Source organism: Flavobacterium agrisoli, assembly GCF_016522065.1.
GTDB lineage: Bacteria > Bacteroidota > Bacteroidia > Flavobacteriales > Flavobacteriaceae > Flavobacterium > Flavobacterium agrisoli.
Genome location: NZ_JAEHFV010000001.1, coordinates 796,252 through 816,266 on the forward strand (window position 1 = coordinate 796,252; position 20,015 = coordinate 816,266).

The 20,015-nt window shown below is 34.5% G+C and carries 22 protein-coding genes; 15 read left to right on the forward strand and 7 right to left on the reverse strand.

Translation table 11 applies throughout. The features are described 5' to 3' along the window. Positions 1 to 90: 90 nt before the first annotated feature. Positions 91 to 1,089, reverse strand: coding sequence for a zinc dependent phospholipase C family protein (locus I5M07_RS03320; protein WP_200104768.1), 999 nt, complete (start codon positions 1,087 to 1,089; stop codon positions 91 to 93). 214 nt (positions 1,090 to 1,303) lie between these two features. Here I5M07_RS03320 and I5M07_RS03325 point away from each other — a divergent pair, with 214 nt between their 5' ends. Further along, positions 1,304 to 1,864: an L-threonylcarbamoyladenylate synthase gene (locus I5M07_RS03325; RefSeq protein ID WP_200104769.1), complete on the forward strand. Its 561-nt coding sequence runs from the start codon at positions 1,304 to 1,306 to the stop codon at positions 1,862 to 1,864. A gap of 9 nt (positions 1,865 to 1,873) precedes the next feature. Here the strand turns inward: I5M07_RS03325 and I5M07_RS03330 are convergent, their stop codons facing one another. Further along, positions 1,874 to 2,998 (reverse strand): cysteine desulfurase family protein, encoded by a 1,125-nt coding sequence (locus tag I5M07_RS03330; protein ID WP_200104770.1) that lies wholly within the window; start codon positions 2,996 to 2,998, stop codon positions 1,874 to 1,876. Between the two features lie 123 nt (positions 2,999 to 3,121). Between I5M07_RS03330 and I5M07_RS03335 the strand changes: the two genes are divergently transcribed. Continuing rightward, positions 3,122 to 4,090 (forward strand): hypothetical protein, encoded by a 969-nt coding sequence (locus I5M07_RS03335; RefSeq protein WP_200104771.1) that lies wholly within the window; start codon positions 3,122 to 3,124, stop codon positions 4,088 to 4,090. Between the two features lie 125 nt (positions 4,091 to 4,215). Here I5M07_RS03335 and I5M07_RS03340 read toward each other — a convergent pair whose 3' ends face one another. Together I5M07_RS03340 and I5M07_RS03345 are read right to left on the reverse strand one after the other, a co-directional pair. Beyond that, positions 4,216 to 4,773 carry a DNA mismatch repair protein MutS gene (locus I5M07_RS03340; RefSeq protein WP_200104772.1) on the reverse strand — a complete coding sequence of 186 codons (558 nt, stop codon included), beginning with the start codon at positions 4,771 to 4,773 and terminating at the stop codon, positions 4,216 to 4,218. Further along, complete coding sequence (locus I5M07_RS03345; RefSeq protein ID WP_200104773.1) at positions 4,763 to 4,948, reverse strand: hypothetical protein; 186 nt, start codon at positions 4,946 to 4,948, stop codon at positions 4,763 to 4,765. Before I5M07_RS03345 ends, I5M07_RS03340 begins: the two co-directional genes overlap by 11 nt. Positions 4,949 to 5,101: 153 nt before the next feature. Between I5M07_RS03345 and I5M07_RS03350 the strand changes: the two genes are divergently transcribed. The 5 genes from I5M07_RS03350 (at position 5,102) to ilvD (ending at position 10,049) form a co-directional block, all read left to right on the forward strand. After that, on the forward strand, positions 5,102 to 5,335 hold the full coding sequence (locus I5M07_RS03350; RefSeq protein ID WP_233621929.1) for a DUF2752 domain-containing protein: 234 nt from the start codon (positions 5,102 to 5,104) through the stop codon (positions 5,333 to 5,335). A gap of 125 nt (positions 5,336 to 5,460) precedes the next feature. Further along, a complete protein-coding gene (epsC, locus tag I5M07_RS03355) occupies positions 5,461 to 6,252 on the forward strand; it encodes a serine O-acetyltransferase EpsC (protein WP_200104775.1) in 792 nt (263 codons plus the stop codon). Between the two features lie 2 nt (positions 6,253 to 6,254). Further along, positions 6,255 to 7,142, forward strand: a complete 888-nt coding sequence (gene cysM, locus I5M07_RS03360; RefSeq protein ID WP_200104776.1) for a cysteine synthase CysM — start codon at positions 6,255 to 6,257, stop codon at positions 7,140 to 7,142. Positions 7,143 to 7,210: 68 nt separating this feature from the next. Next, positions 7,211 to 8,197, forward strand: coding sequence for an aldo/keto reductase (locus tag I5M07_RS03365; RefSeq protein WP_200104777.1), 987 nt, complete (start codon positions 7,211 to 7,213; stop codon positions 8,195 to 8,197). Between the two features lie 163 nt (positions 8,198 to 8,360). Further along, complete coding sequence (gene ilvD / locus I5M07_RS03370; RefSeq protein WP_200104778.1) at positions 8,361 to 10,049, forward strand: dihydroxy-acid dehydratase; 1,689 nt, start codon at positions 8,361 to 8,363, stop codon at positions 10,047 to 10,049. Positions 10,050 to 10,742: 693 nt separating this feature from the next. Here ilvD and I5M07_RS03375 read toward each other — a convergent pair. Next, entirely contained in the window at positions 10,743 to 11,792 is a 1,050-nt protein-coding gene (locus I5M07_RS03375) for a sensor histidine kinase (RefSeq protein ID WP_200104779.1), read from the reverse strand. Positions 11,793 to 11,949: 157 nt separating this feature from the next. Here I5M07_RS03375 and rlmD point away from each other — a divergent pair, with 157 nt between their 5' ends. Genes rlmD through I5M07_RS03390 form a run of 3 tightly spaced genes read left to right on the forward strand, consistent with a single transcriptional unit; the run spans position 11,950 to position 14,680 of the window. Beyond that, on the forward strand, positions 11,950 to 13,362 hold the full coding sequence (gene rlmD, locus I5M07_RS03380) for a 23S rRNA (uracil(1939)-C(5))-methyltransferase RlmD (protein ID WP_200104780.1): 1,413 nt from the start codon (positions 11,950 to 11,952) through the stop codon (positions 13,360 to 13,362). 24 nt (positions 13,363 to 13,386) lie between these two features. Beyond that, on the forward strand, positions 13,387 to 13,926 hold the full coding sequence (locus I5M07_RS03385; RefSeq protein ID WP_200104781.1) for a DUF6452 family protein: 540 nt from the start codon (positions 13,387 to 13,389) through the stop codon (positions 13,924 to 13,926). Further along, positions 13,898 to 14,680, forward strand: coding sequence for a DUF6048 family protein (locus tag I5M07_RS03390; protein ID WP_200104782.1), 783 nt, complete (start codon positions 13,898 to 13,900; stop codon positions 14,678 to 14,680). Before I5M07_RS03385 ends, I5M07_RS03390 begins: the two co-directional genes overlap by 29 nt. Before the next feature lie 37 nt (positions 14,681 to 14,717). Here I5M07_RS03390 and I5M07_RS03395 read toward each other — a convergent pair whose 3' ends face one another. Together I5M07_RS03395 and I5M07_RS03400 are read right to left on the reverse strand one after the other, a co-directional pair. Further along, a complete protein-coding gene (locus I5M07_RS03395; RefSeq protein WP_200104783.1) occupies positions 14,718 to 14,954 on the reverse strand; it encodes a hypothetical protein in 237 nt (78 codons plus the stop codon). Between the two features lie 148 nt (positions 14,955 to 15,102). Beyond that, complete coding sequence (locus tag I5M07_RS03400; protein ID WP_200104784.1) at positions 15,103 to 16,272, reverse strand: THUMP domain-containing class I SAM-dependent RNA methyltransferase; 1,170 nt, start codon at positions 16,270 to 16,272, stop codon at positions 15,103 to 15,105. 126 nt (positions 16,273 to 16,398) lie between these two features. Between I5M07_RS03400 and I5M07_RS03405 the strand changes: the two genes are divergently transcribed. The 5 genes from I5M07_RS03405 to I5M07_RS03425 all read left to right on the forward strand — a co-directional run bounded on the left by I5M07_RS03405 (position 16,399) and on the right by I5M07_RS03425 (position 19,770). Then, on the forward strand, positions 16,399 to 17,163 hold the full coding sequence (locus I5M07_RS03405) for a class I SAM-dependent DNA methyltransferase (RefSeq protein ID WP_200104785.1): 765 nt from the start codon (positions 16,399 to 16,401) through the stop codon (positions 17,161 to 17,163). Between the two features lie 77 nt (positions 17,164 to 17,240). Continuing rightward, positions 17,241 to 17,912 carry a ZIP family metal transporter gene (locus I5M07_RS03410; protein WP_200104786.1) on the forward strand — a complete coding sequence of 224 codons (672 nt, stop codon included), beginning with the start codon at positions 17,241 to 17,243 and terminating at the stop codon, positions 17,910 to 17,912. 172 nt (positions 17,913 to 18,084) lie between these two features. Then, positions 18,085 to 18,900: an N-acetylmuramic acid 6-phosphate etherase gene (gene murQ, locus I5M07_RS03415; RefSeq protein ID WP_200104787.1), complete on the forward strand. Its 816-nt coding sequence runs from the start codon at positions 18,085 to 18,087 to the stop codon at positions 18,898 to 18,900. Between the two features lie 69 nt (positions 18,901 to 18,969). After that, entirely contained in the window at positions 18,970 to 19,188 is a 219-nt protein-coding gene (locus I5M07_RS03420) for a DUF6095 family protein (protein ID WP_200104788.1), read from the forward strand. Positions 19,189 to 19,197: 9 nt separating this feature from the next. Then, positions 19,198 to 19,770 carry a pentapeptide repeat-containing protein gene (locus tag I5M07_RS03425; protein WP_200104789.1) on the forward strand — a complete coding sequence of 191 codons (573 nt, stop codon included), beginning with the start codon at positions 19,198 to 19,200 and terminating at the stop codon, positions 19,768 to 19,770. Positions 19,771 to 20,015 lie beyond the last annotated feature (245 nt).

Consider the following 20,015-nt stretch of genomic DNA (forward strand, 5'->3'; position numbering starts at 1 on the left):
ATTCTTTGTTTCGATTGCAAATATACCAGTTATTTACTTAAAACCACAACTTTTAATTTAACTTATCAAGAATTTATTGTTAAATTAAAATCAATCATTTTGGCTTTTAAAACCAAACAATTTTCCGTTTGCGAATAATTTCAAATCGTGTTTTAAGGCTTTACTATTGCGTTTGGTTAATTCAGGAGCATCTAAATCGCTTAAATCGGGTTTACCTGCATTAACCCAAGCTGTGTACCAAAAACTTGAGGTGGCTGTTATGGCCTTTTTCATTTGGTTTTCGACCATACCATTTAATTGTTGGTGTAATTGTTTGGCATATTCATCAGAAAAAACAGCCGAATTGTATTTGCTTTTAAGCACTTTTCCTTCAGAATCCATTTTAAAAACCTGGTTTTCTGGTGTAGCAGTACGCAATTTTTTATCCACTTCTAATAAAGGAGCTACCAAACTATGCGTATCGTTAATCATATCCCAAATAGCTTGATGAACATTTTCATAATATTGCGCTTGCGGCACATTCAATTGGTAATTTTTAGAAAACATTTCGGGCAATTTACTTTCCCAAAGCGAGTGAATCCCTTTTTGGTCACTTAACTGTCCGTCGTGATTGGCAGAAGTATGCAAAGGCATGTGTGCATCAGCAATATAATGACCCAAATCTGCCGATAGAAACAATATTTCAGCACGGTTTTTATCTTTAAAAGCTTGGGTTAATTTACCCATCATTTCTTCAATATACCAAGGCAAAATACCGTTATTGCTCAAAAATTTAGCATCATACTTCGCATTTGCCGCTGTTAAATTTTGCGGAATAGAATCTAACGACCCGAAATTTTCCATATCAAAATAATGCCTCGGATTTTCTTCTTTATATTTTAAAGCATATTTACGAATATCGGGAACAGAGGCTTCCTGAGTAATAAAATCGTTGTGATTGTAAAAAAATATCAACATGGGTTTTGGAAGAGCCAAAATTGCCGCTTTATTTATGCGTTCGTGACCTACAATTCCCCAAGAAAGGGTAGCAAATGCAACAGCAAGAAGTAAAACAATACTTCCTTTTGATTTAAAAAAATTGTTTTTCATATAAAGATTAAATTTGTAGCACAAAGATATTTCTTTTAAAAACATTTCAATACAACGCCCTTTTATTATACAAAAATTTAACTTTCCTCAACTAAAATCTATTATTTCCGATAATTCGAGAGTAAATTTTACAGCAAAACCAATATCAAATTTCTATACAGCATCTTCTTAATTCTCATTATATAAGTATATTTGCAAACCAAAAAAAGAAAAGATGGATCAGGAAATTAGTAAAGCATACGAAGTAATTAAAGAAGGTGGTATTATTTTATACCCCACTGATACCGTTTGGGGAATTGGATGCGATGCTACCAATGCCGAAGCAATCAAAAAGATTTATGCTTTAAAACAACGCGAAGAAACCAAAAGTATGATTGTATTGATGAATGGCGAACGCATGATGTACAATGTTTTTAAAGATATTCCTGAAGTGGCTTGGCAAATTTTAGATTTAGCCGATAAGCCCACTACACTTATTTTAGACAATCCACGAAATGTAGCTCCTAATATTATTGCCGAAGACAAAACGCTAGGTATTCGATTGGTTAAAGAGCCTTTTTGCTACAAATTAATGGAACGAATGAAAAAACCATTGGTTTCTACTTCGGCCAATATTTCGGGACAACCCACTCCAATAGGCTTTAAAGATATCAACCCAGAAATTATCAAAGGAGTGGATTATGTTGTGAATTGGAATCAAGATAAAATTGGCGGAAAACCATCAACCATTATTAAATTAACCCAAGATTCTCAGGTAAAAATTATTCGGAAATAAAATAGTTTTCTAAATAGTTTTCAAAGCAGCTATTAAGTCGTCGACATCTTCTTTGGTATTAAAATGACTGAATGTAATACGGAGGTTTGGTAACTTCAACTCCTCTTCTGTAAGCATTTCTTGCAACACATGCGAAGGTCGCACACTGCCCGATTGACAAGCACTTCCTCTAGAAACCGCAATTCCTTTCATATCTAAATTAAACAAAATCATCGCCGTTTTATTTGCCGGAAAAGGAAACGTAATATTCAAAATCGGATAAAAATCTTCTTTTTTTCCGTTAATTTTATAACCCGGAAAATAAGCATTCAATTGGCTTATTAAATATTCTTTTAGATTTTCTATGTGTTTTTTTTCTTCTTCCAAATGCAAAATAGCCAATTCTAAAGCCTTTGACATTCCTGCAATTTGATGTACCGCTTCGGTTCCGGCACGCAATCCTTTTTCTTGTTCACCACCAAAAAGCAAAGGTTGCAAACCCGAATTTTTTCGAATATATACAAATCCTATTCCTTTTGGGCCATGAAATTTATGAGCACTTGCCACCATAAAATCAACAGACAAGTTTTGCAAATCAAACACCATCTTCCCTATTGATTGCACCGTATCCGAATGGAAATAAGCTTTACTTTGTTTGCAAATTTGTCCCACTCGTTGCAAATCCAACACAACCCCCGTTTCGTTATTTACATGCATCAAACTCACCAACGTTTTCTTTTGGTCACTTAAAAGTTGCGCTAAATGAGTTAAATCTATACTTCCGTTAGGCAAAACCTTTACATATTGTACCTGAATATTATATTGATTTTCGAGTGCTAAAACAGTATGCAAAACCGCATGATGTTCAATTTTAGACGTAATGATACGCTCTACTTTCAAATTAACAACTGCCGATCTTAAAATCATATTATCACCTTCGGTTCCGCCTGAAGTAAATAGTATTTCCTGTGCACTACAACCTAAAATTGCGGCTATTTTTTTTCGGGAAAGTTCAATGATGGTTTTAGCATTTCGACCAAAACTATGAGTTGAAGATGGATTTCCATAATCATTTTTTAAAACGGCAACCATTTCTTCGATTACTTCATCGCGCAGCGCTGTGGTGGAAGCATTATCAAGGTAAATCTTTTTCATGGCACAAAGTTAAAAAATATCAATTAGGCTGAGGCTAGAATGAATTGGCAATTTTTTCACTATTTTTGAAGCCAATTTACTAGATCAAAAGTCAAAAAATAATTGACTTGTAAAAATCACTTTATGAAAAAAATCTTTTGCATAGCATTCTTAACTTTGGTTTTAAACGGATGCGATGACGGCAATCTGAATGTGGACACCATCAATTTTGAAGATGCTTCGGTGCAAAGTTGTACCAACGGAATCATTTATAAGCTAAATGAAAACGAATCAATGTTATTGCAAATGCCCGAAGGCGCTATTGTTGATGAGCCATCCGAGACCAACACACCCTTACAATACAACATAAACAACAGTACATACCGCGTAATTTACAGAGCCTACAACGGCACAGTGAGCGCCGATAATATTTGTTCTACGATTCCGCCAGCTCTTCCTAATGTAACCGACCAATGGACTGCAACAGGTGGAATTATTGAAATTTTTACCACACAAAACACTACTACAGACGAGACCAATAATAGCACTCGAATTACCGGATACACACACAATATCAAGTTTAAAAACATAACTTTCCAAAAAACCGATGGCCCTCAAGTCTATAACGAGTTTGATTTTGGCGAGTATGTTACCTCTGTAGCCGCATTAAATTTAAGCTTTCAACCTTCGAGAACCAACCAATGTGCTACTTCAAAGCAATTGTACAACTACACTTCAAGCTCATCTATTACAATTGATAATATCGATCCGAATTTGATTAAAAACGAAGTAACGGTACCAGGTACACCTAGAACGGGATTAATTACCAGTACCACTAATAAATTAACCTATAAAACCTTTAGCGAAGGTGTTTTATCTGAAAGTTATTTTTGCCAAACCACTACTCCAATTTTACCAGTTGTAAGTCAGACTTGGTTAGGCGTTGATGGTGTAGCAAATCAAAGTGGTGTGATTGAAGTCGTAACCGAAACGAACGGACCAAATGCATTTAAACACACAATTACCCTTAAATCGACTACCTTAAAAAAAGGAAATAGTACGTTTAAATTAGGAGATAGTTTCTTATTTGGTGAGCTTAATACTACCAATTAAAATTTAAAAAATTCTTACAAAAAAAAGCCTTCATTTTGATGATAAAATGAAGGCTTTTTCATGCAACTTTGTTTCCTATTTTGAATAAAAATATCGCTATTACAAAAAGAAATTCAGCTGTGTTTTTAGAACAATTTTGCGTTTTGTCGGATGTAAACTTCCGTTGCACCTAAGCCGTATTTTTGATAATTTGCATCGTTAAAATCAATTCCTTCATAACGACCAAATAAAAAATCGAGCTCTGCTTTTAAAATTCCTTCGCCAACACCATGGATAAAAACTATTTTAGGAATGCGGTTTTTAATGGCAAATTCAATATGTCTTTTAGCCGTATCTGTTTGCAACGTCAAAATATCAAAATTGGACATGCCGCGTTTATTGGGGACTAATTTTTCGATATGCAAATCAAATTCTGGTGGCGGTATTTCACCTTTATTTTTTCGTTCTTTCACAAAACTCCTTGGTTTTGGCTCTTCTTTTTGTTTGGAAATATAACCTGCATCAAAACTTTTAATAGAATTCATTAAATTACTAGAATCATGCAGTTTAACTAATTCATTGACAGAAAAAGTCATCGAAAAACCTTCTGTAGTTTCTATCAAAACTTGATCATTTTTAACCGAAACAACTATTCCATCAATTGCTTCATCTAAAACCGAAACCTTATCCCCTTTACTCAACATCTGTATCTTCTTTATCTTTATTTTTACTTGGTGTTTTAGCACTCAATTGCATCATGCCAAACATAAAAACAGCAACCGCAATTACGGTTATGTAAATGTTTTTTTCGGTTGCAACTTGTTGGTACATGATAATTAATATTGCCAAAACCATAATAAGTATTTTTACTTTTTTCATACTCCTATTTTGAGGAATCAAAAATACAAAACTTAAAACAGCAATACATAACCCTAACTCGGTATCTCGTTTATTTTTTGTAAAATTGTAAAAAAAACTGTGGCTGATTTTGAAAACTACATGCTACCCTGTTTAAGCAAAACCTTGTTCGGAATGGAATGTTTAGGATGTGGATTTCAGCGCTCTTTATTCTTACTTTTTAAAGGCGAATTTTCAGCAGCTTTTTTTATGTATCCCGCTATTTATTCTTGTCTATTATTTTTTATTTTTCTAGTAATGTATTACTTCAAAAAATCGGACTATTTAAAAAAATGGAGTTGGGGTATCGGAATTATAAATGCTATGTTTATGATAGGCGGCTATTATTTTAAACATTTTGTGATTTAAATTAGATAATTCCCGAAGCTTTACTTCTTCGTAAATTGCGATTAATATTTGGTAAAATCTAAATTTCTTGAACACGAATTTCAAGAAAAGCCTTATATTTATCCAATAAAAAACCAACAATTATTGTGACTAAAAAAGATATCATTTCTAATCTATTAGTTTTAAAAGAAGCCGTTTCTATCAATTACGGAATCAAAACTAAAACCGAAAACTTTACCGAAAAATTATTTTATACCCTTTTTGACAAAAAAGCTCCTTTAGAAAAAAGCATTAGCGAATTGGAAATTCAGTTTAAAGAAATTGCCAATTTAACGTGTCAAAAACCCGGAAATTTATGTGCCGGAGCATGGGATAAATTTTTAGACAAATTGCCGATTGTATTGGAAAAACTCAATCGAGATGCGGCTTATATTTTACAGAACGATCCGGCTTCTAACAGTATCGAAGAGGTTTATTTGGGATATCCCGGTTTTTATGCGATTGCTATTTACCGTTTAAGTCATGAGCTGTATCATTTGGAATTATTGCTTTTTTCGAGATTGATGAGCGAATATGCACACCGTATCACAGGAACCGACATTCATGCGGGTGCTAAAATTGCATCGCCCTTTTTTATAGATCATGCTACCGGTATTGTAATTGGAGAAACGGCTGTCATTGAAAAAAATGTAAAAATATACCAAGGAGTCACATTAGGAGCTTTGAGCGTTAGCAAAGAAATGAAAAACGCCAAAAGACATCCAACCGTTGAAGAAAATGTTTGTATTTATGCCAATGCAACCATTTTAGGAGGACAAACCACTATTGGAAAAGACAGCATTGTAGGCGGAAATGCTTGGGTTACCAAAACCATTCCGCCAAAATCGATGGTTTTAAACACTACCACAACCGAAGTACGACTTAAAGAAATTAAATAAATATGAAACCTCAAAAACTAGTTGACCTTATTGGAAATACGCCTTTAATGGAAACCGTTAATTTGGTCAAAAATAAAAACGTAACCCTTTTACTGAAACTCGAAGGAAATAATCCCGGAGGTAGTGTGAAAGATCGTGCGGCCTATAATATGATTCAGTCGGCTTTAGATAGAGGCGAGATCAAACCCGGTGACAAACTTATTGAAGCCACAAGCGGCAATACCGGTATTGCTTTGGCTATGATTGCCCAAATGTTAGGTATTGAAATTGAGCTTATTTTACCTGAAGATTCAACCAAAGAACGCGTGCAAACCATGCGCGCTTATGGAGCTACTGTAATTTTGACACCTGCTAGCGAAGGCATTATTGGCTCTAGGGATTATGCTGATAAAAAAGTAGCTGAAGGCGGATATATCATGCTAAATCAGTTTGCAAATGAGGACAACTGGAAAGCGCATTACAACACTACAGGTCCCGAAATTTGGAGAGACACTAACGGAACCGTAACGCATTTTGTATCGGCAATGGGAACCACCGGAACCATCATCGGAACTTCTACTTATTTAAAAGAAAAAAATAAATACATCGAAATTGTGGGCGCACAACCAAGCGAAGGCTCACAAATTCCAGGAATCCGAAAATGGCCAACCGAATATTTACCTAAGATATTTGATGCAACTAAAGTGGATACTATTATTGATGTTAGCGAAGAAGAAGCCCGCATCATGACCAAAAGGCTAGCGCTTGAAGAAGGCGTTTTTGCCGGAATGAGTAGCGGTGGATCGGTAGCGGTAGCTGTTAAACTAGCCGAAAAACTAGAATCAGGGGTAATTGTGGCTATCATTTGCGACAGAGGTGATCGTTATTTATCTTCGGACTTATTTGATTAACGGAATTTAAAGATTCATAGGCTATTCACCCAATTCCTTCATATAAATTCAAACATTTTAAACACAAAATGAACTATAGAAAATTAGGTAAAACCAATTTCAACATATCCGAAATTGCTTTAGGAACTTGGCAAGTTGGCGGCAAATGGGGATCAGGATTCAATGAAAAAAAAGCCGAAACCATTATCAATACTGCTATTGATAACGGCGTAAATTTTATTGATACCGCCGATGTTTACGAAAATGGATTGAGCGAAATAGCTGTTGGAAAAGCAATACGTTCAAGATCAGAACGTATTTATATGGCGACCAAATGTGGCCGTTTTATCAATCCACATGTTAACGAAGGGTACCAGCCTAAAATTTTACGTCAATATGTAGAAAACAGTTTACGCAGAATGCAATTGGATGCCGTCGATTTAATTCAGTTACACTGCCCTCCTACCGAAGTTTTTTACCGTACGGAAATTTTTGAACTTTTTGATAAATTAAAACAAGAAGGTAAAATTCTGAATCTTGGCGTAAGTGTTGAAAAAGTAGAAGAAGCTTTAAAAGCCATTGAATATGAAAACGTGAGTACGGTACAAATTATTTTCAATCTTTTCAGACAACGCCCATCCGAATTGTTTTTTAAAGAAGCACAAAAAAAAGATATCGGAATCATTGTTCGTGTTCCCTTAGCAAGTGGTTTGTTAACGGGTAAATTCACTTCGGAAACTGCTTTTCATAATCAGGATCACCGATTTTTTAATCGCGAAGGCGCTTCTTTTGATAAAGGAGAAACTTTTTCTGGAATTAATTATGATTTGGGACTACAAGCAGTAAACGAAATAAAAAAACTATTCCCAGAGGTTCAAAATTTAGCCCCGATCGCCTTACAATGGATATTAAGTTTTAACGAAATTAGTTGTATCATTCCCGGTGCTTCTTCCGAAAATCAAGTCATTTCGAATCTTTCCACATTCGATTTACCGGAATTAACTCCCGAAAAAATAGCAGCAATGAATGCTGTTTACGAACAATACATTAAGAAAGAAGTTCACCACTTATGGTAACATTCAAACACCAACTTTTTAAAAACCTCATTTTTGAGGTTTTTTATTTTTTATACTGCAGCATTTACGTTAAAAACCCGCTAATTTTAACAGTATAGTCTATTAAAAACATTGAAATATCTATCTTTGCACCTCCAAAAAATAAAAAAAAAGAAAATAAGTTATGAGAAGTGATGAAGTAAAAAAAGGACATCAAAGAACCCCACATAGATCTTTATTTAGAGCCACTGGATTGGTTGATGAAGACTTTGAAAAACCATTTATTGGCGTAGCCAATTCCTATATCGAAATTATTCCCGGACACTTTTTTTTAGACCGTGTATCACGTGTTATCAAAGAAGAAATTAAAGCCAATGGCTGTGTGCCTTTTGAATTTAATACGATTGGAGTTGACGACGGTATTGCGATGGGACATGATGGAATGCTTTTTTCGTTACCTTCTAGAGAAATCATTGCCAACTCAATCGAAACGGTAATGAATGCGCACAAATTAGACGCCATGATTGCCATTCCGAACTGCGATAAAATTGTTCCAGGAATGATTATGGGCGCTTTACGTGTAGATGTTCCGACCATTTTTGTAAGTGGTGGGCCAATGAAAAAAGGTCATACCAAAGACGGCGTGCCAATTGACTTAGCTACGGCTTTTGAAGCAGTAGGAAAACACGAATTGGGAGAAATAACCGATGAAGAATTAAAAGACATCGAATGTAATGCATGTCCGAGTGGTGGTAGTTGCTCCGGAATGTTTACAGCCAACTCGATGAATACCTTAATGGAAGCTATGGGAATTGCTCTTCCTGGAAACGGAACTATTTTGGCTTTGACTAAAGAAAGAGAAGAATTGTACCGTCAAGCTGCCCGCAGAATTTGTGAAATTGCAAAAGATAGTACACAAACCGAAAAATTCAAACTAAAAAATATTCTGAATGAAAATGCCGTAAAAAATGCCTTTGCTGTAGATATGGCAATGGGCGGAAGTTCAAACACTGTTTTACACATGTTAGCTATCGCCAAAGAAGCCAATGTAAATTTCAATTTAGAAGACATCAATACCATCTCTAAAAGAGTATCGCATATTGCAAAAATTTCGCCAAGTTTGTCAACCGTTCACATGGAAGATATTAACACTGCAGGTGGTGTAAATGCCGTGATGAAAGAAATGACAAAAAGAGGCGATGATATTTTGTTAGACAATTTAACTATTACTGGAGAAACAATATTAGAAAAAATCAAAGATGCTTACATCAAAGACACTAATATTATCCACACTATTGATAACCCGTATTCACAAGTAGGTGGTTTAGCGGTTTTATACGGAAATTTAGCCGAGCAAGGTGCTGTGATCAAAACTGCCGGAATTACCGGTGATCGTGTTTTTACAGGAACAGCCGTTTGTTTTGATGGACAGCCAGAAGCCATTGAAGGTATTTTAGGCGGAAAAGTAAAAGCTGGAAACGTGGTTGTAATTCGTTACGAAGGACCAAAAGGCGGACCTGGAATGCAAGAAATGTTAGCTCCAACTTCTTTAATTATGGGAATGGGGTTAGGCGACAAAGTGGCGTTAATTACCGATGGTCGCTTTAGTGGCGCCACCAGAGGAGCTTCTATCGGACACGTTTCACCCGAAGCAGCCGAAGGCGGAATGATTGGACTGGTTCAAGATGGCGATGAAATCCATATTGACGTTGACCAGTATATTTTGTCAGTTAATTTAAGTGAGGAAGAAATTGCCAAACGTAGAGCTGCCTTTGTTCCTCTTAAAAAAGAACTTACCTCAAGATGGTTAGGACAATATCGTTCGTTAGTAACCAACGCGAGTAATGGTGCGGTTTTAAAATCGGATTTATAGAAATATGCAAAATTGCTTTGCAAAAACAAACCCCGAAATTGTATCAAGTACAACTTCGGGGTTTTGTTTTATTTGAGAACACAACACTTTTAAATAGCTTTATTGAGATTTTTAAATTCAGTTTTGCTTCAGCAGCAGCTGTACGAAATCGTGCTGATTATATTCTTCCCTTATAAATCTTACTTCGCGAATTATTGACTTCAAGTATAAAATAAATCAAACAATTATGCCTAGCAATAGTTATTACTTAGACTTTTTAAATGTAACTATTTCGTCCAAATGTTGTCAATATAAGGTTTACTAAAAATTGTAATTAAACCTATACTAATACATATTAAAGTTTCATAAGGCCATCTAAATAAATCTTCAGACCAAGCTAAAATTATTAATAATGAAAGAATATAAGCATAAATTGTGTTACCTCTTTTAGAATTTAAAATTACTGATACTATATTTGAAATAAGCAAAAAAATACCAATTAATCCCGCTGAATAAAAATAGTGAGCATCTGAAAGAAACTCAGTATTCGAAACTAAATGTGATGTTTTCTGGATAAGATGAAAAATTCCCCAATAAACTACTAGCTGTAATATTGTCGTAAATACTCCAAATTTCAAAACACATAATATCATAAGATTTTTTCGGGGAATATGATGTACAACTAGTAGCTAATCATCTCACAAATCAATCCAATCACAACTCAAACTCAATAGTAAAAACGGCGCCTTTGTTTTTCCCTTCGCTGGTGGCGTATAATTTTCCGCCGTGTCTTTCGATGATTTTTTTACATAAATAGAGTCCCAAACCGGTTGAAGATTCGTTTTCGGTACCTAATTTGCTCATTTTGGTAAACTTCTTGAAAATTTCTTCTTTGTGCATTTTATCAAACCCCATTCCGTTATCCGAAATGGTAAAATATAAAATGCCGTTTTCTTTAAAATTACGCAATTTCACCGTGCCATCTTGGTACGAAAATTTAATCGCATTTACGACAAGATTCACCAAAACTTGAGCCATAAAACCTTCGTCTATATTTAAAAGTTCTTTGTCAACTTCCAGATTGGTTTGTAAGGTAATGTTTTTTTGCAGCAATCGCTGACTAACTTGCTCGGTAGCAGTACTCACTATATCCTGAAAGTACAACAAACGAGGCTCATGCACAATGCGCGAAATTTCATCTTGTTCTTTCAGTAATTTTATAAAGTTTTCGATATACCTAAATTGCAAATCGGTTGATTGGCAAATTAATTCGGCCATGTGTCTAATCGAGTCGGAAGTCGTTTCATTAATAATCAATTTGGCCAAACCTTGCGGATTTCCGGCAAAATTTTTCAAATCGTGCGAAAGCATAAAAATCAAATCTTGTTTTTCTTGCCTAAAGGTTTCGGCTTCGTAAATGGATTCTTGAATATTACGCATTAACAATCCTGCTTCGTCTTTATAATTGGTAGGTAAAGTCGATAAAATTCTACTCGACCTATATTTTTCTAATGATTGCGAAGCGATAGAAATGGGTTTTATCAATTTATTTAATAATAATAAGGTGATTGCCGTTGCTAACAAAGTCATGATTAACGAAAAAATCAAAATCGAAAGGGGATTCAAATTATTATCATCAAATAATACAAAAAATAAAATTCCGATGAGCGGAATATGAATTCCTACAAAAGCAACAAACAAAAACTTAAAGGCATAACTTCTCTTAAGAAATTTAATTTGGGATAATTTCTGATAAAATCTCATTGTGGTATTAGTATTATTGTTTATTTCGCAGATTTTGGGACAATTTGCTAAAAACAAAGTTAACTTTTAAACGCAATTAAAGTGTTAAAAAACAATATTTCATAAAATATTTTAAAAATAAAATTCAAAAAACTGCGCAAACACTTATTTTTGCGCTATGGGAAGAAAAAATACAGACAAAGTTGTCTTTCATCAAATAGAAGTTCTGGATGCGGGCGCAAAAGGAGTTTCAGTAGCCAAAGCACCCGACGGAAAAGTGGTGTTTATACCAAATGTAGTGCCGGGTGATGTAGTTGATATTCAAACATTAAAAAAACGCAAAGCGTATTATGAAGGAAAAGCCGTGAAATTTCACGAACTTTCTAAACATCGTGTCGAACCTATTTGTCAACATTTTGGTGTTTGTGGAGGTTGTAAGTGGCAAAATATGAACTACGACCAACAATTATTTTACAAACACAACGAGGTTAAAAATCATTTACAGCGCATCGGAAAAATTGAATTGCCCGAATTTGAACCGATTTTAGGTTCGGAAAAACAATTTTTTTACCGAAACAAAATGGAATTTTCGTTTTCAAACAGCCGTTGGTTAACTGAAAAGGAAATTAAAAATGACGTCGAATTCGACAATAAAAATGCCTTAGGATTTCATATTCCTAGAATGTGGGATAAAATTCTAGACATCGAAAAATGTTATTTACAAGAAGATCCTTCTAATGCTATTCGTAATGAAGTTAGGGATTTTGCTAACGAGCACCAACTGGCTTTTTTTAATCCAAGAGCGCATGAAGGTTTGTTGCGAACCTTAATGATTCGAACTGCCTCTACGGGCGAAATCATGGTTTTGGTGCAGTTTTTCGAAGACAATCAAGAAGAAAGAGAATTGTTACTCAATCACCTTTCCAATAAATTTCCAGAAATTACTTCGTTGCAATATGTGGTAAACAACAAAGCGAACGATACTATTTACGACCAAGATATTGTGTTATTTAAAGGTCGCCATTACATTTTAGAAGAAATGGAAGGTTTAAAATTTAGCATTAATGCCAAATCTTTTTACCAAACCAATTCGAATCAAGCGTATGAATTATACAAAATAACCCGTGATTTTGCTGGACTAACCGGAAACGAAACGGTTTACGATTTGTATACAGGAACGGGTACAATTGCTCAATTTGTTTCGAAAAAAGCTAAAAAAGTTATTGGAGTAGAAAGTGTTCCAGATGCTATTTTGGATGCAAAAGCCAATGCCGAACGAAATAACATTACCAATTGTGACTTTTTTGTGGGCGATATGAAAGTCGTTTTTAACGATGCTTTTATTGCTCAAAACGGTCAACCCGATGTTATTATTACCGATCCGCCAAGAGATGGTATGCATAAGGATGTGGTAGAACAAATTATGAAAATTGCACCTAAAAAAGTGGTTTATGTAAGTTGTAATTCAGCAACACAAGCTCGTGATTTGGCTTTAATGGACGAAAAATACAAAGTTACTCGTGTACGACCTGTGGATATGTTTCCGCAAACCCATCACGTAGAAAATGTAGTACTTTTAGAACTTAAATAAACTTGGTTTTATAAAAAATTGAAGATGAAAAAAATCATTAGTTTGGTATTACTGTTCACTTTTGCTCTATCCGGATGCGAAAAAGATGATATTTGTGATGCAAATACCCCAACCACCCCTCGATTGATTATCGAATTTTACGATATTAACAATCCCGATTTACTTAAAACAGTAACGAACTTAAAAGTAATTGGACAAGGTATGAGTGAAGGTATTGTATTTAATGAAACAGCGACCGACGATAGTAAATACCGAACCAACGCCAGTTCAATTGCCATTCCTTTAAAAACAAACGAAGATACTTGCACCTACTCTTTTATATTAAATGATGGAAATTCAAATCCTGCCTTAATAAACGAAGACATTATTACTTTTAATTACAGCCGAAGAGACGAATACGTTTCCCGAGCTTGCGGATTTAAAACCGTATATGAATTGAATTCGTCAAATCCTTTTGTGCAAACAGACGGAGTCAACAACGACGGATCATGGATGCAAATTGTGGAACTAGTAGAACCTAACATCGAAAACGAAAATGAAGCACATTTTAAAGTATTTTTTTAGTTTTTGGCTACTATCTTGCTCTTTTGGTATTCGGGCTCAAGTAAAAGACACGCTGACGATACAAACCGATTCGTTTCCTGTTACAGCAGTGACTCCCGAAGCGGTTCCCGAACTAGTACAAGACACAATTAAAACCCATCGGTATGGTTTGCGTGTAGGAGTTGATTTATTTAAACTGACTAGGGCTTTTTGGGATCATAATTATAAAGGAATTGAATTAGTCGGCGATTATCGGTTGTCTAAACGTTATTTTTTAGCAGCTGAATTAGGTTCTGAAAATAAAACCACAGAAGATGATCGGTTAACTTCTAACTCAAAAGGACAATATATAAAAGCCGGATTTGACTACAATACGTACGAAAACTGGTTGGATATGGAAAACATTATTTCAATTGGTTTACGTTACGGTTTTAGTACTTTTAGCCAAGAACTGATTGATTATAAAATATACAATTCGCATCCCTATTGGGGCGAAATGCCTCCTAAAGCTTCAGGTCAATCGTACAGTGGTTTAAATGCTAGTTGGATTGAGGTTAATATGGGGTTAAAAGCCAAAGTTTTCAATAATATTTTTGTTGGATTTAGCGTACAACTAAAAGGTTTGGTAACCAACAATACACCGGGTGAATTTGATAATTTATATATTCCGGGCTTTAACAGGACGTATGATGGTCGTTTTGGTGTCGGGTTTAATTACACTGTATCGTACTTCATCCCAATTTATAAGAAGAAAATTAAAATTGAGACCGAATAAAATAAAAAAATGCGAGATGTTAAAGTCTCGTATTTTTTTATCCTATTTCTTTAATTCCTTTTATAAAAATCCATTTCATAAACAATCGTTCGCCATCTCTGGTTTTTACCGCTTGAAATTTTGGCGAAGCCAATGTAGCTACAACAAAAGCCGTTAACGGAATCCAAATTCCGGTTAAACCAGTATATTGCGCTACTAAAAAACGCACTCCAATAAATAATGAGGCAAAACACCCCAATTGATACAAAAAAGCTCTTACTTGTAATTTACTCATTTTTTTACATTTGAAAAGATTCAAAGTGACTAAGTTGAAAAGAATTTTTCTTTAAAAACCTAGTATTAATGAACCCGAAATTTGTTATTCTTTTATATTATTAAAAGTTGAATTTAAGGCTAAAAACGTAACAAAATCAGCATCTTAATTACTTCGATTCTTCGTTTTGAAATTTTGTTCTTTTGCTTCCTTCGTAAATTTCGTATTTTACCAAACGGGCTTCGATACTACCGTTAAATAATTTTATTTTTCTAGATGGTCGCAAACCTACAAATTTTAATGCATCTAGATTACCGGTAATAAACCAAGCATTGGTACCCGGATAACTTTGTTTGAGGGTATCGCCAATATTTTTATAAAACCCTTCCATCTGAATATCCAAACGTTCATCATACGGGGGGTTAAAAACCATATGCAATTGGCCTTGTACTTCTTTTTCGGAATCAAAAAAATTACCTTCTGAAACCGAAATGTAATCTTCTAAATTGGCATTTCTAATATTGTCTTTGGCTTTATTTACGGCACTTGGTGCTTTATCAAACCCTTTAATGGTAAAATGAAATTCTTTTGTTTTTTTCATCAAACTATCCACAATGGTTTCAAACAGCTCATTATCCCAATCTTTCCATTTTTCAAAAGCAAATTCACGACGATTAATGTTTGCCGGAATATTACACGCAATCATGGCTGCTTCGGTTAAAAAAGTTCCCGAACCACACATAGGGTCTAAAAAATGACTTTGGCCTTCCCAACCCGAAAGCAATAAAATACCGGCAGCCAAAACTTCGTTAATAGGCGCAATATTGGTTGCCGTTCGATAGCCTCTTTGATGCAATGAATTTCCCGAAGTATCCAAAGCTACCGAAACCTGATCTTTGCCAATATGGATGTTGATACGCAAATCGGGATACACTTTGTCGATACTCGGACGCTGCCCCGTACGTTCTCTAAACTGGTCTACGATAGCATCTTTACATTTTTGCGAAACAAATTCGGAATGGTTAAAATAGTCCGAATGTACCGTAGCATCAATAACAAACGTTTGATTAGCATTTAAAAATTTAGACCAATTAACTCCCGAAATACCTTTATAAAGTGCTTTTTCATTATTGGCTCGAAATGAATATATGGGTTTTAAAATTTTTAAAGCGGTTCTTAACGATAAATTGGCTTTATACATAAATCCTTTATCTCCTTTAAAACTTACCATTCTAACTCCTTTTTCGACTTCTTGGGCTCCTAAAAGTTGTAACTCCTTAGCGAGTATTTCTTCAAAACCAAAAAAAGTCTTGGCTATCATTTTAAAATTTTCTTCCATTATATACTAGTGATACTCACCAAGGACTATTATTCGTCAAAATCGAAACGCTTTGTAGCTGGTGAAATAGTTATTTTCTGCAAAAATACACTAAATTTGCGGACTGGAATTAATTGAAAAAAATAAATGTCTGAAGCACATCATAAATCAGAAAGCCACTTAGATAACCAAACCGAGACTTGGTTTTCTTCTTGGTTTGACACTCCTTACTACCATATTTTATACAAAGAAAGAAATTACCGCGAGGCACAACATTTTATGGATAATTTGACCCATTATTTAAACTTGCCCGAAAAAGCCAAAGTTTTGGATTTAGCTTGCGGCAAAGGTCGTCATTCCATTTATTTAAGTCAATTGGGTTACGAAGTTTTAGGTGCCGATTTATCTGAAAATAGCATTGCCGAAGCCAGCAAAAACAACAACCTGCATTTGCGTTTTAAGGTACACGACATGCGACAACCTTTTGACGAAAAATTTGATGCTATATTCAACCTTTTTACCAGTTTTGGATATTTTGAAAAGGACGAAGATAATTTAACCACACTAAAAGCGATTAAAGCTAGTTTGACCGATTATGGATTTGCTGTAATTGATTTTATGAACGTGCACCAAGTAATTAATACGCTTGTTCCCGAAGAAGTGAAAGTAGTAGATGGCATTGAATTTCATATTAAACGATACGTTGCCGACGGCCATATTTTTAAAGAAATCGATTTTGAAGACCAAGGTAAATCCTTTCATTTTACCGAAAAAGTAAAAGCGTTAACTTTAGATGATTTTAAAGAATTAATGGATGAAGCTGGTATTTATTTACTTGATATTTTTGGTGATTACAAACTGAAAAAATTCCACAAAACCGAAAGCGAACGCTTAATCATGATTTTTAAATAAATTCCCGATTAACTTCGTTTTTAACTTTTGAATAAACAAAACACAAGAGTTAGTTATCCCAATAAAACACATTCAAAATGAACTATATATTACCCTTATTTTCTGTGCTTTTGGGTTATGTTTTTGCGTTACTCATCAAACCAAAAAACAAAACCAACTTAAAATTATTATTAGCATTTAGCGGTTCTTTTTTATTATCGCTAACTGTGATGCATTTATTGCCAGACGTTTACGAGTCGCACAATCACAATGTGGGTATATTCATCATGATTGGAATTTTATTCCAAATTATACTCGAATTTTTTTCGAAAGGAGCCGAACACGGGCATGTTCACGGACATCCTAACATGTCGCACATTCCGTGGTTATTGTTTATTAGTTTGTGTATTCATGCCTTTTTAGAAGGTTTTCCGGTTGGACATCATCATGATAATTTAGCTATTGGTATAGCCATTCATCACCTTCCAATTGCTATTATTTTAACGACCTTTTTTATCAACTCACATCTTAATCAAAAAGCTATTTTTGCTTTTATGCTTACGTTTGCTTTGATGACGCCACTAGGTACTTTTGCTTCTGAATATTTAACCGGACTGAGTCATTACCACAATGAAATTACCGCTATTGTAATTGGAATTTTATTTCATATTTCGTCCACTATTATTTTCGAAAGTAGCGAAGGACATAAATTTAATATCGCTAAAGTTTCTATGATTGTTTTAGGAATTGTTTTGGCTTATTTTTTATAAACTAAAGATTGAATCGAATCTTAACTTTCTAAAAAAGTAGTAGACAATCAGAACTGCAAAATTTTTATAATCTCAAATTTAAATCCAACAATTGGAGGAGAATTATCAACCGATTATTAAACTTCTGGAAAACTTAGTACCTTTGACTCTTTTCAACTCAGCACCAAAAAAAATGAGCTTCATAAAAACTACCGAACAATCTTCCAAATACGAACATTTAGAAAAAATGTCGGTTTCGGACTTACTTTCAAATATCAATAACGAAGATAAAACCGTACCATTTGCTGTAGAAAAAGCCTTGCCACAAATCGAAAAATTAGTCACTCAAATTGTGGCTAGAATGAAAAACGGCGGTCGTTTGTTTTACATTGGCGCCGGTACTTCGGGACGTTTAGGTGTGGTCGACGCTTCGGAATGTCCACCTACTTTTGGAGTTCCTTTTGATTTAGTCGTGGGCATTATTGCTGGTGGCGATCAAGCCATTCGTAAAGCAGTAGAAAACGCCGAAGATAATGCTTCGCAAGCTTGGATTGATTTACAAGAATTTCAAATAAATGAAAATGACGCTGTAATTGGTATTGCTGCTTCGGGTACAACGCCCTACGTTATTGGAGGTTTAGAAGCTTGCAATCAAAATAATATCCTAACCGGAAGTATTTCGTGTAACGCTGGAAGTCCACTTTCGCAAACCGCTCAATTTCCTATTGAAGTCATTGTAGGACCCGAATTTGTTACCGGAAGTTCGAGAATGAAAGCTGGAACTGCTCAGAAATTAGTTTTAAACATGATTTCGACCGCCACGATGATTCAGTTAGGAAAAGTAAAAGGCAACAAAATGGTCGATATGCAATTGAGCAACACCAAATTAGTTGATAGAGGAACCAAAATGATTATGGAAGAAATTGACGTGAGTTATGAAGAAGCGGCCGAATTACTCCAAAATCATGGCAGTGTTCGCAAAGCAGTTCAGTTTTATAATGCCAAATAATTCAAACCGGTTTTTATATCAAATCGACTGATTTCTGAGGGGTGAATCGATAAAAAACATAACACAGACATGAACAAAACACTTCTTTCAAAAGGTTTAAAGTATTTAACGGGAGCCCTACCCCTTTTGTTTATTGGCCCATCGCTCATTTATAATGCTTTTATGAACAAACATACCAATTGGCATTATTTGGTACTCGGAATTGGAATTGTGGCCTGTATTGGTGCTATGTGGTTGATTTTTTTAGGATTAAAAACCATCGTTAACGGAATTTTTAACGACAAATAAAATGTATTCATGGAACAGTTGCTACACATTCAGAAAACTTTTGAAAAAGTCGTTTATATCGATAAAAAAATCAACAATCGCGAATTTGAAGATTGTGTTTTTAAAAACTGTGATTTCTCGAATAGTAATTTTGCCTACAACACGTTTTTAGACTGCGAATTTATTGATTGTAACCTTTCGATGACCAGTTTGGCTGGAACGAGTTTGAAAAATGTGTCTTTTAAAAATTCGAAATTATTAGGAATTCAATTTAACGAATGTGATGATTTTTTATTTCAAGTCCGTTTTGAAGAATGCAATTTGAATTATGCCGTTTTTACAAACAAAAAAATGCCTAAAACCCAATTTCATAATTGCTCGTTACAAGAAGTTACGTTTATTGGAAACAATTTAACCAATAGCGTTTTTGATAATTGCGACTTACAAGGGGCTATTTTTAACGAAACACAATTGGCGGGCGCCGATTTTAGAACAGCTTATAACTACAAAATTGATCCCGAATTTAACCCCATGAAGAAGGCTAAATTTTCAACCCAAGGATTAGAAGGACTTTTGGATAAATACGACATTAAAATTGTGTAATTCAAAATCCATAATTTTTTCAATTTGAAAAGAACCTTATTCAGGTAAAATTTCTTCTAAAATACAATTCGGAAAAATTTGCTAAACCAAAAGAAATAAAGAACTTTACTGATGTTGAATGAAATGCAACAATTTCATTCGTAACAAATTTAATAGCCCTGATAGCAGCGAAAATCCTTTTTTGTTTTTCTTTAAAACAAAAAAGATTGCAGCGAATAGCAGGAATAGCTCCTAAAAACCAAACT

Bases quoted from the DNA above. Each gene is read 5' to 3' on its own strand.
- I5M07_RS03320 (WP_200104768.1), bottom strand. From the start codon at position 1,089: ATGAAAAACAATTTTTTTAAATCAAAAGGAAGTATTGTTTTACTTCTT.
- I5M07_RS03325 (WP_200104769.1), top strand. From the start codon at position 1,304: ATGGATCAGGAAATTAGTAAAGCATACGAAGTAATTAAAGAAGGTGGT.
- I5M07_RS03330 (WP_200104770.1), bottom strand. From the start codon at position 2,998: ATGAAAAAGATTTACCTTGATAATGCTTCCACCACAGCGCTGCGCGAT.
- I5M07_RS03335 (WP_200104771.1), top strand. From the start codon at position 3,122: ATGAAAAAAATCTTTTGCATAGCATTCTTAACTTTGGTTTTAAACGGA.
- I5M07_RS03340 (WP_200104772.1), bottom strand. From the start codon at position 4,773: ATGTTGAGTAAAGGGGATAAGGTTTCGGTTTTAGATGAAGCAATTGAT.
- I5M07_RS03345 (WP_200104773.1), bottom strand. From the start codon at position 4,948: ATGAAAAAAGTAAAAATACTTATTATGGTTTTGGCAATATTAATTATC.
- I5M07_RS03350 (WP_233621929.1), top strand. From the start codon at position 5,102: ATGGAATGTTTAGGATGTGGATTTCAGCGCTCTTTATTCTTACTTTTT.
- cysM (WP_200104776.1), top strand. From the start codon at position 6,255: ATGAAACCTCAAAAACTAGTTGACCTTATTGGAAATACGCCTTTAATG.
- I5M07_RS03365 (WP_200104777.1), top strand. From the start codon at position 7,211: ATGAACTATAGAAAATTAGGTAAAACCAATTTCAACATATCCGAAATT.
- ilvD (WP_200104778.1), top strand. From the start codon at position 8,361: ATGAGAAGTGATGAAGTAAAAAAAGGACATCAAAGAACCCCACATAGA.
- I5M07_RS03375 (WP_200104779.1), bottom strand. From the start codon at position 11,792: ATGAGATTTTATCAGAAATTATCCCAAATTAAATTTCTTAAGAGAAGT.
- rlmD (WP_200104780.1), top strand. From the start codon at position 11,950: ATGGGAAGAAAAAATACAGACAAAGTTGTCTTTCATCAAATAGAAGTT.
- I5M07_RS03385 (WP_200104781.1), top strand. From the start codon at position 13,387: ATGAAAAAAATCATTAGTTTGGTATTACTGTTCACTTTTGCTCTATCC.
- I5M07_RS03390 (WP_200104782.1), top strand. From the start codon at position 13,898: ATGAAGCACATTTTAAAGTATTTTTTTAGTTTTTGGCTACTATCTTGC.
- I5M07_RS03395 (WP_200104783.1), bottom strand. From the start codon at position 14,954: ATGAGTAAATTACAAGTAAGAGCTTTTTTGTATCAATTGGGGTGTTTT.
- I5M07_RS03400 (WP_200104784.1), bottom strand. From the start codon at position 16,272: ATGGAAGAAAATTTTAAAATGATAGCCAAGACTTTTTTTGGTTTTGAA.
- I5M07_RS03405 (WP_200104785.1), top strand. From the start codon at position 16,399: ATGTCTGAAGCACATCATAAATCAGAAAGCCACTTAGATAACCAAACC.
- I5M07_RS03410 (WP_200104786.1), top strand. From the start codon at position 17,241: ATGAACTATATATTACCCTTATTTTCTGTGCTTTTGGGTTATGTTTTT.
- murQ (WP_200104787.1), top strand. From the start codon at position 18,085: ATGAGCTTCATAAAAACTACCGAACAATCTTCCAAATACGAACATTTA.
- I5M07_RS03420 (WP_200104788.1), top strand. From the start codon at position 18,970: ATGAACAAAACACTTCTTTCAAAAGGTTTAAAGTATTTAACGGGAGCC.
- I5M07_RS03425 (WP_200104789.1), top strand. From the start codon at position 19,198: ATGGAACAGTTGCTACACATTCAGAAAACTTTTGAAAAAGTCGTTTAT.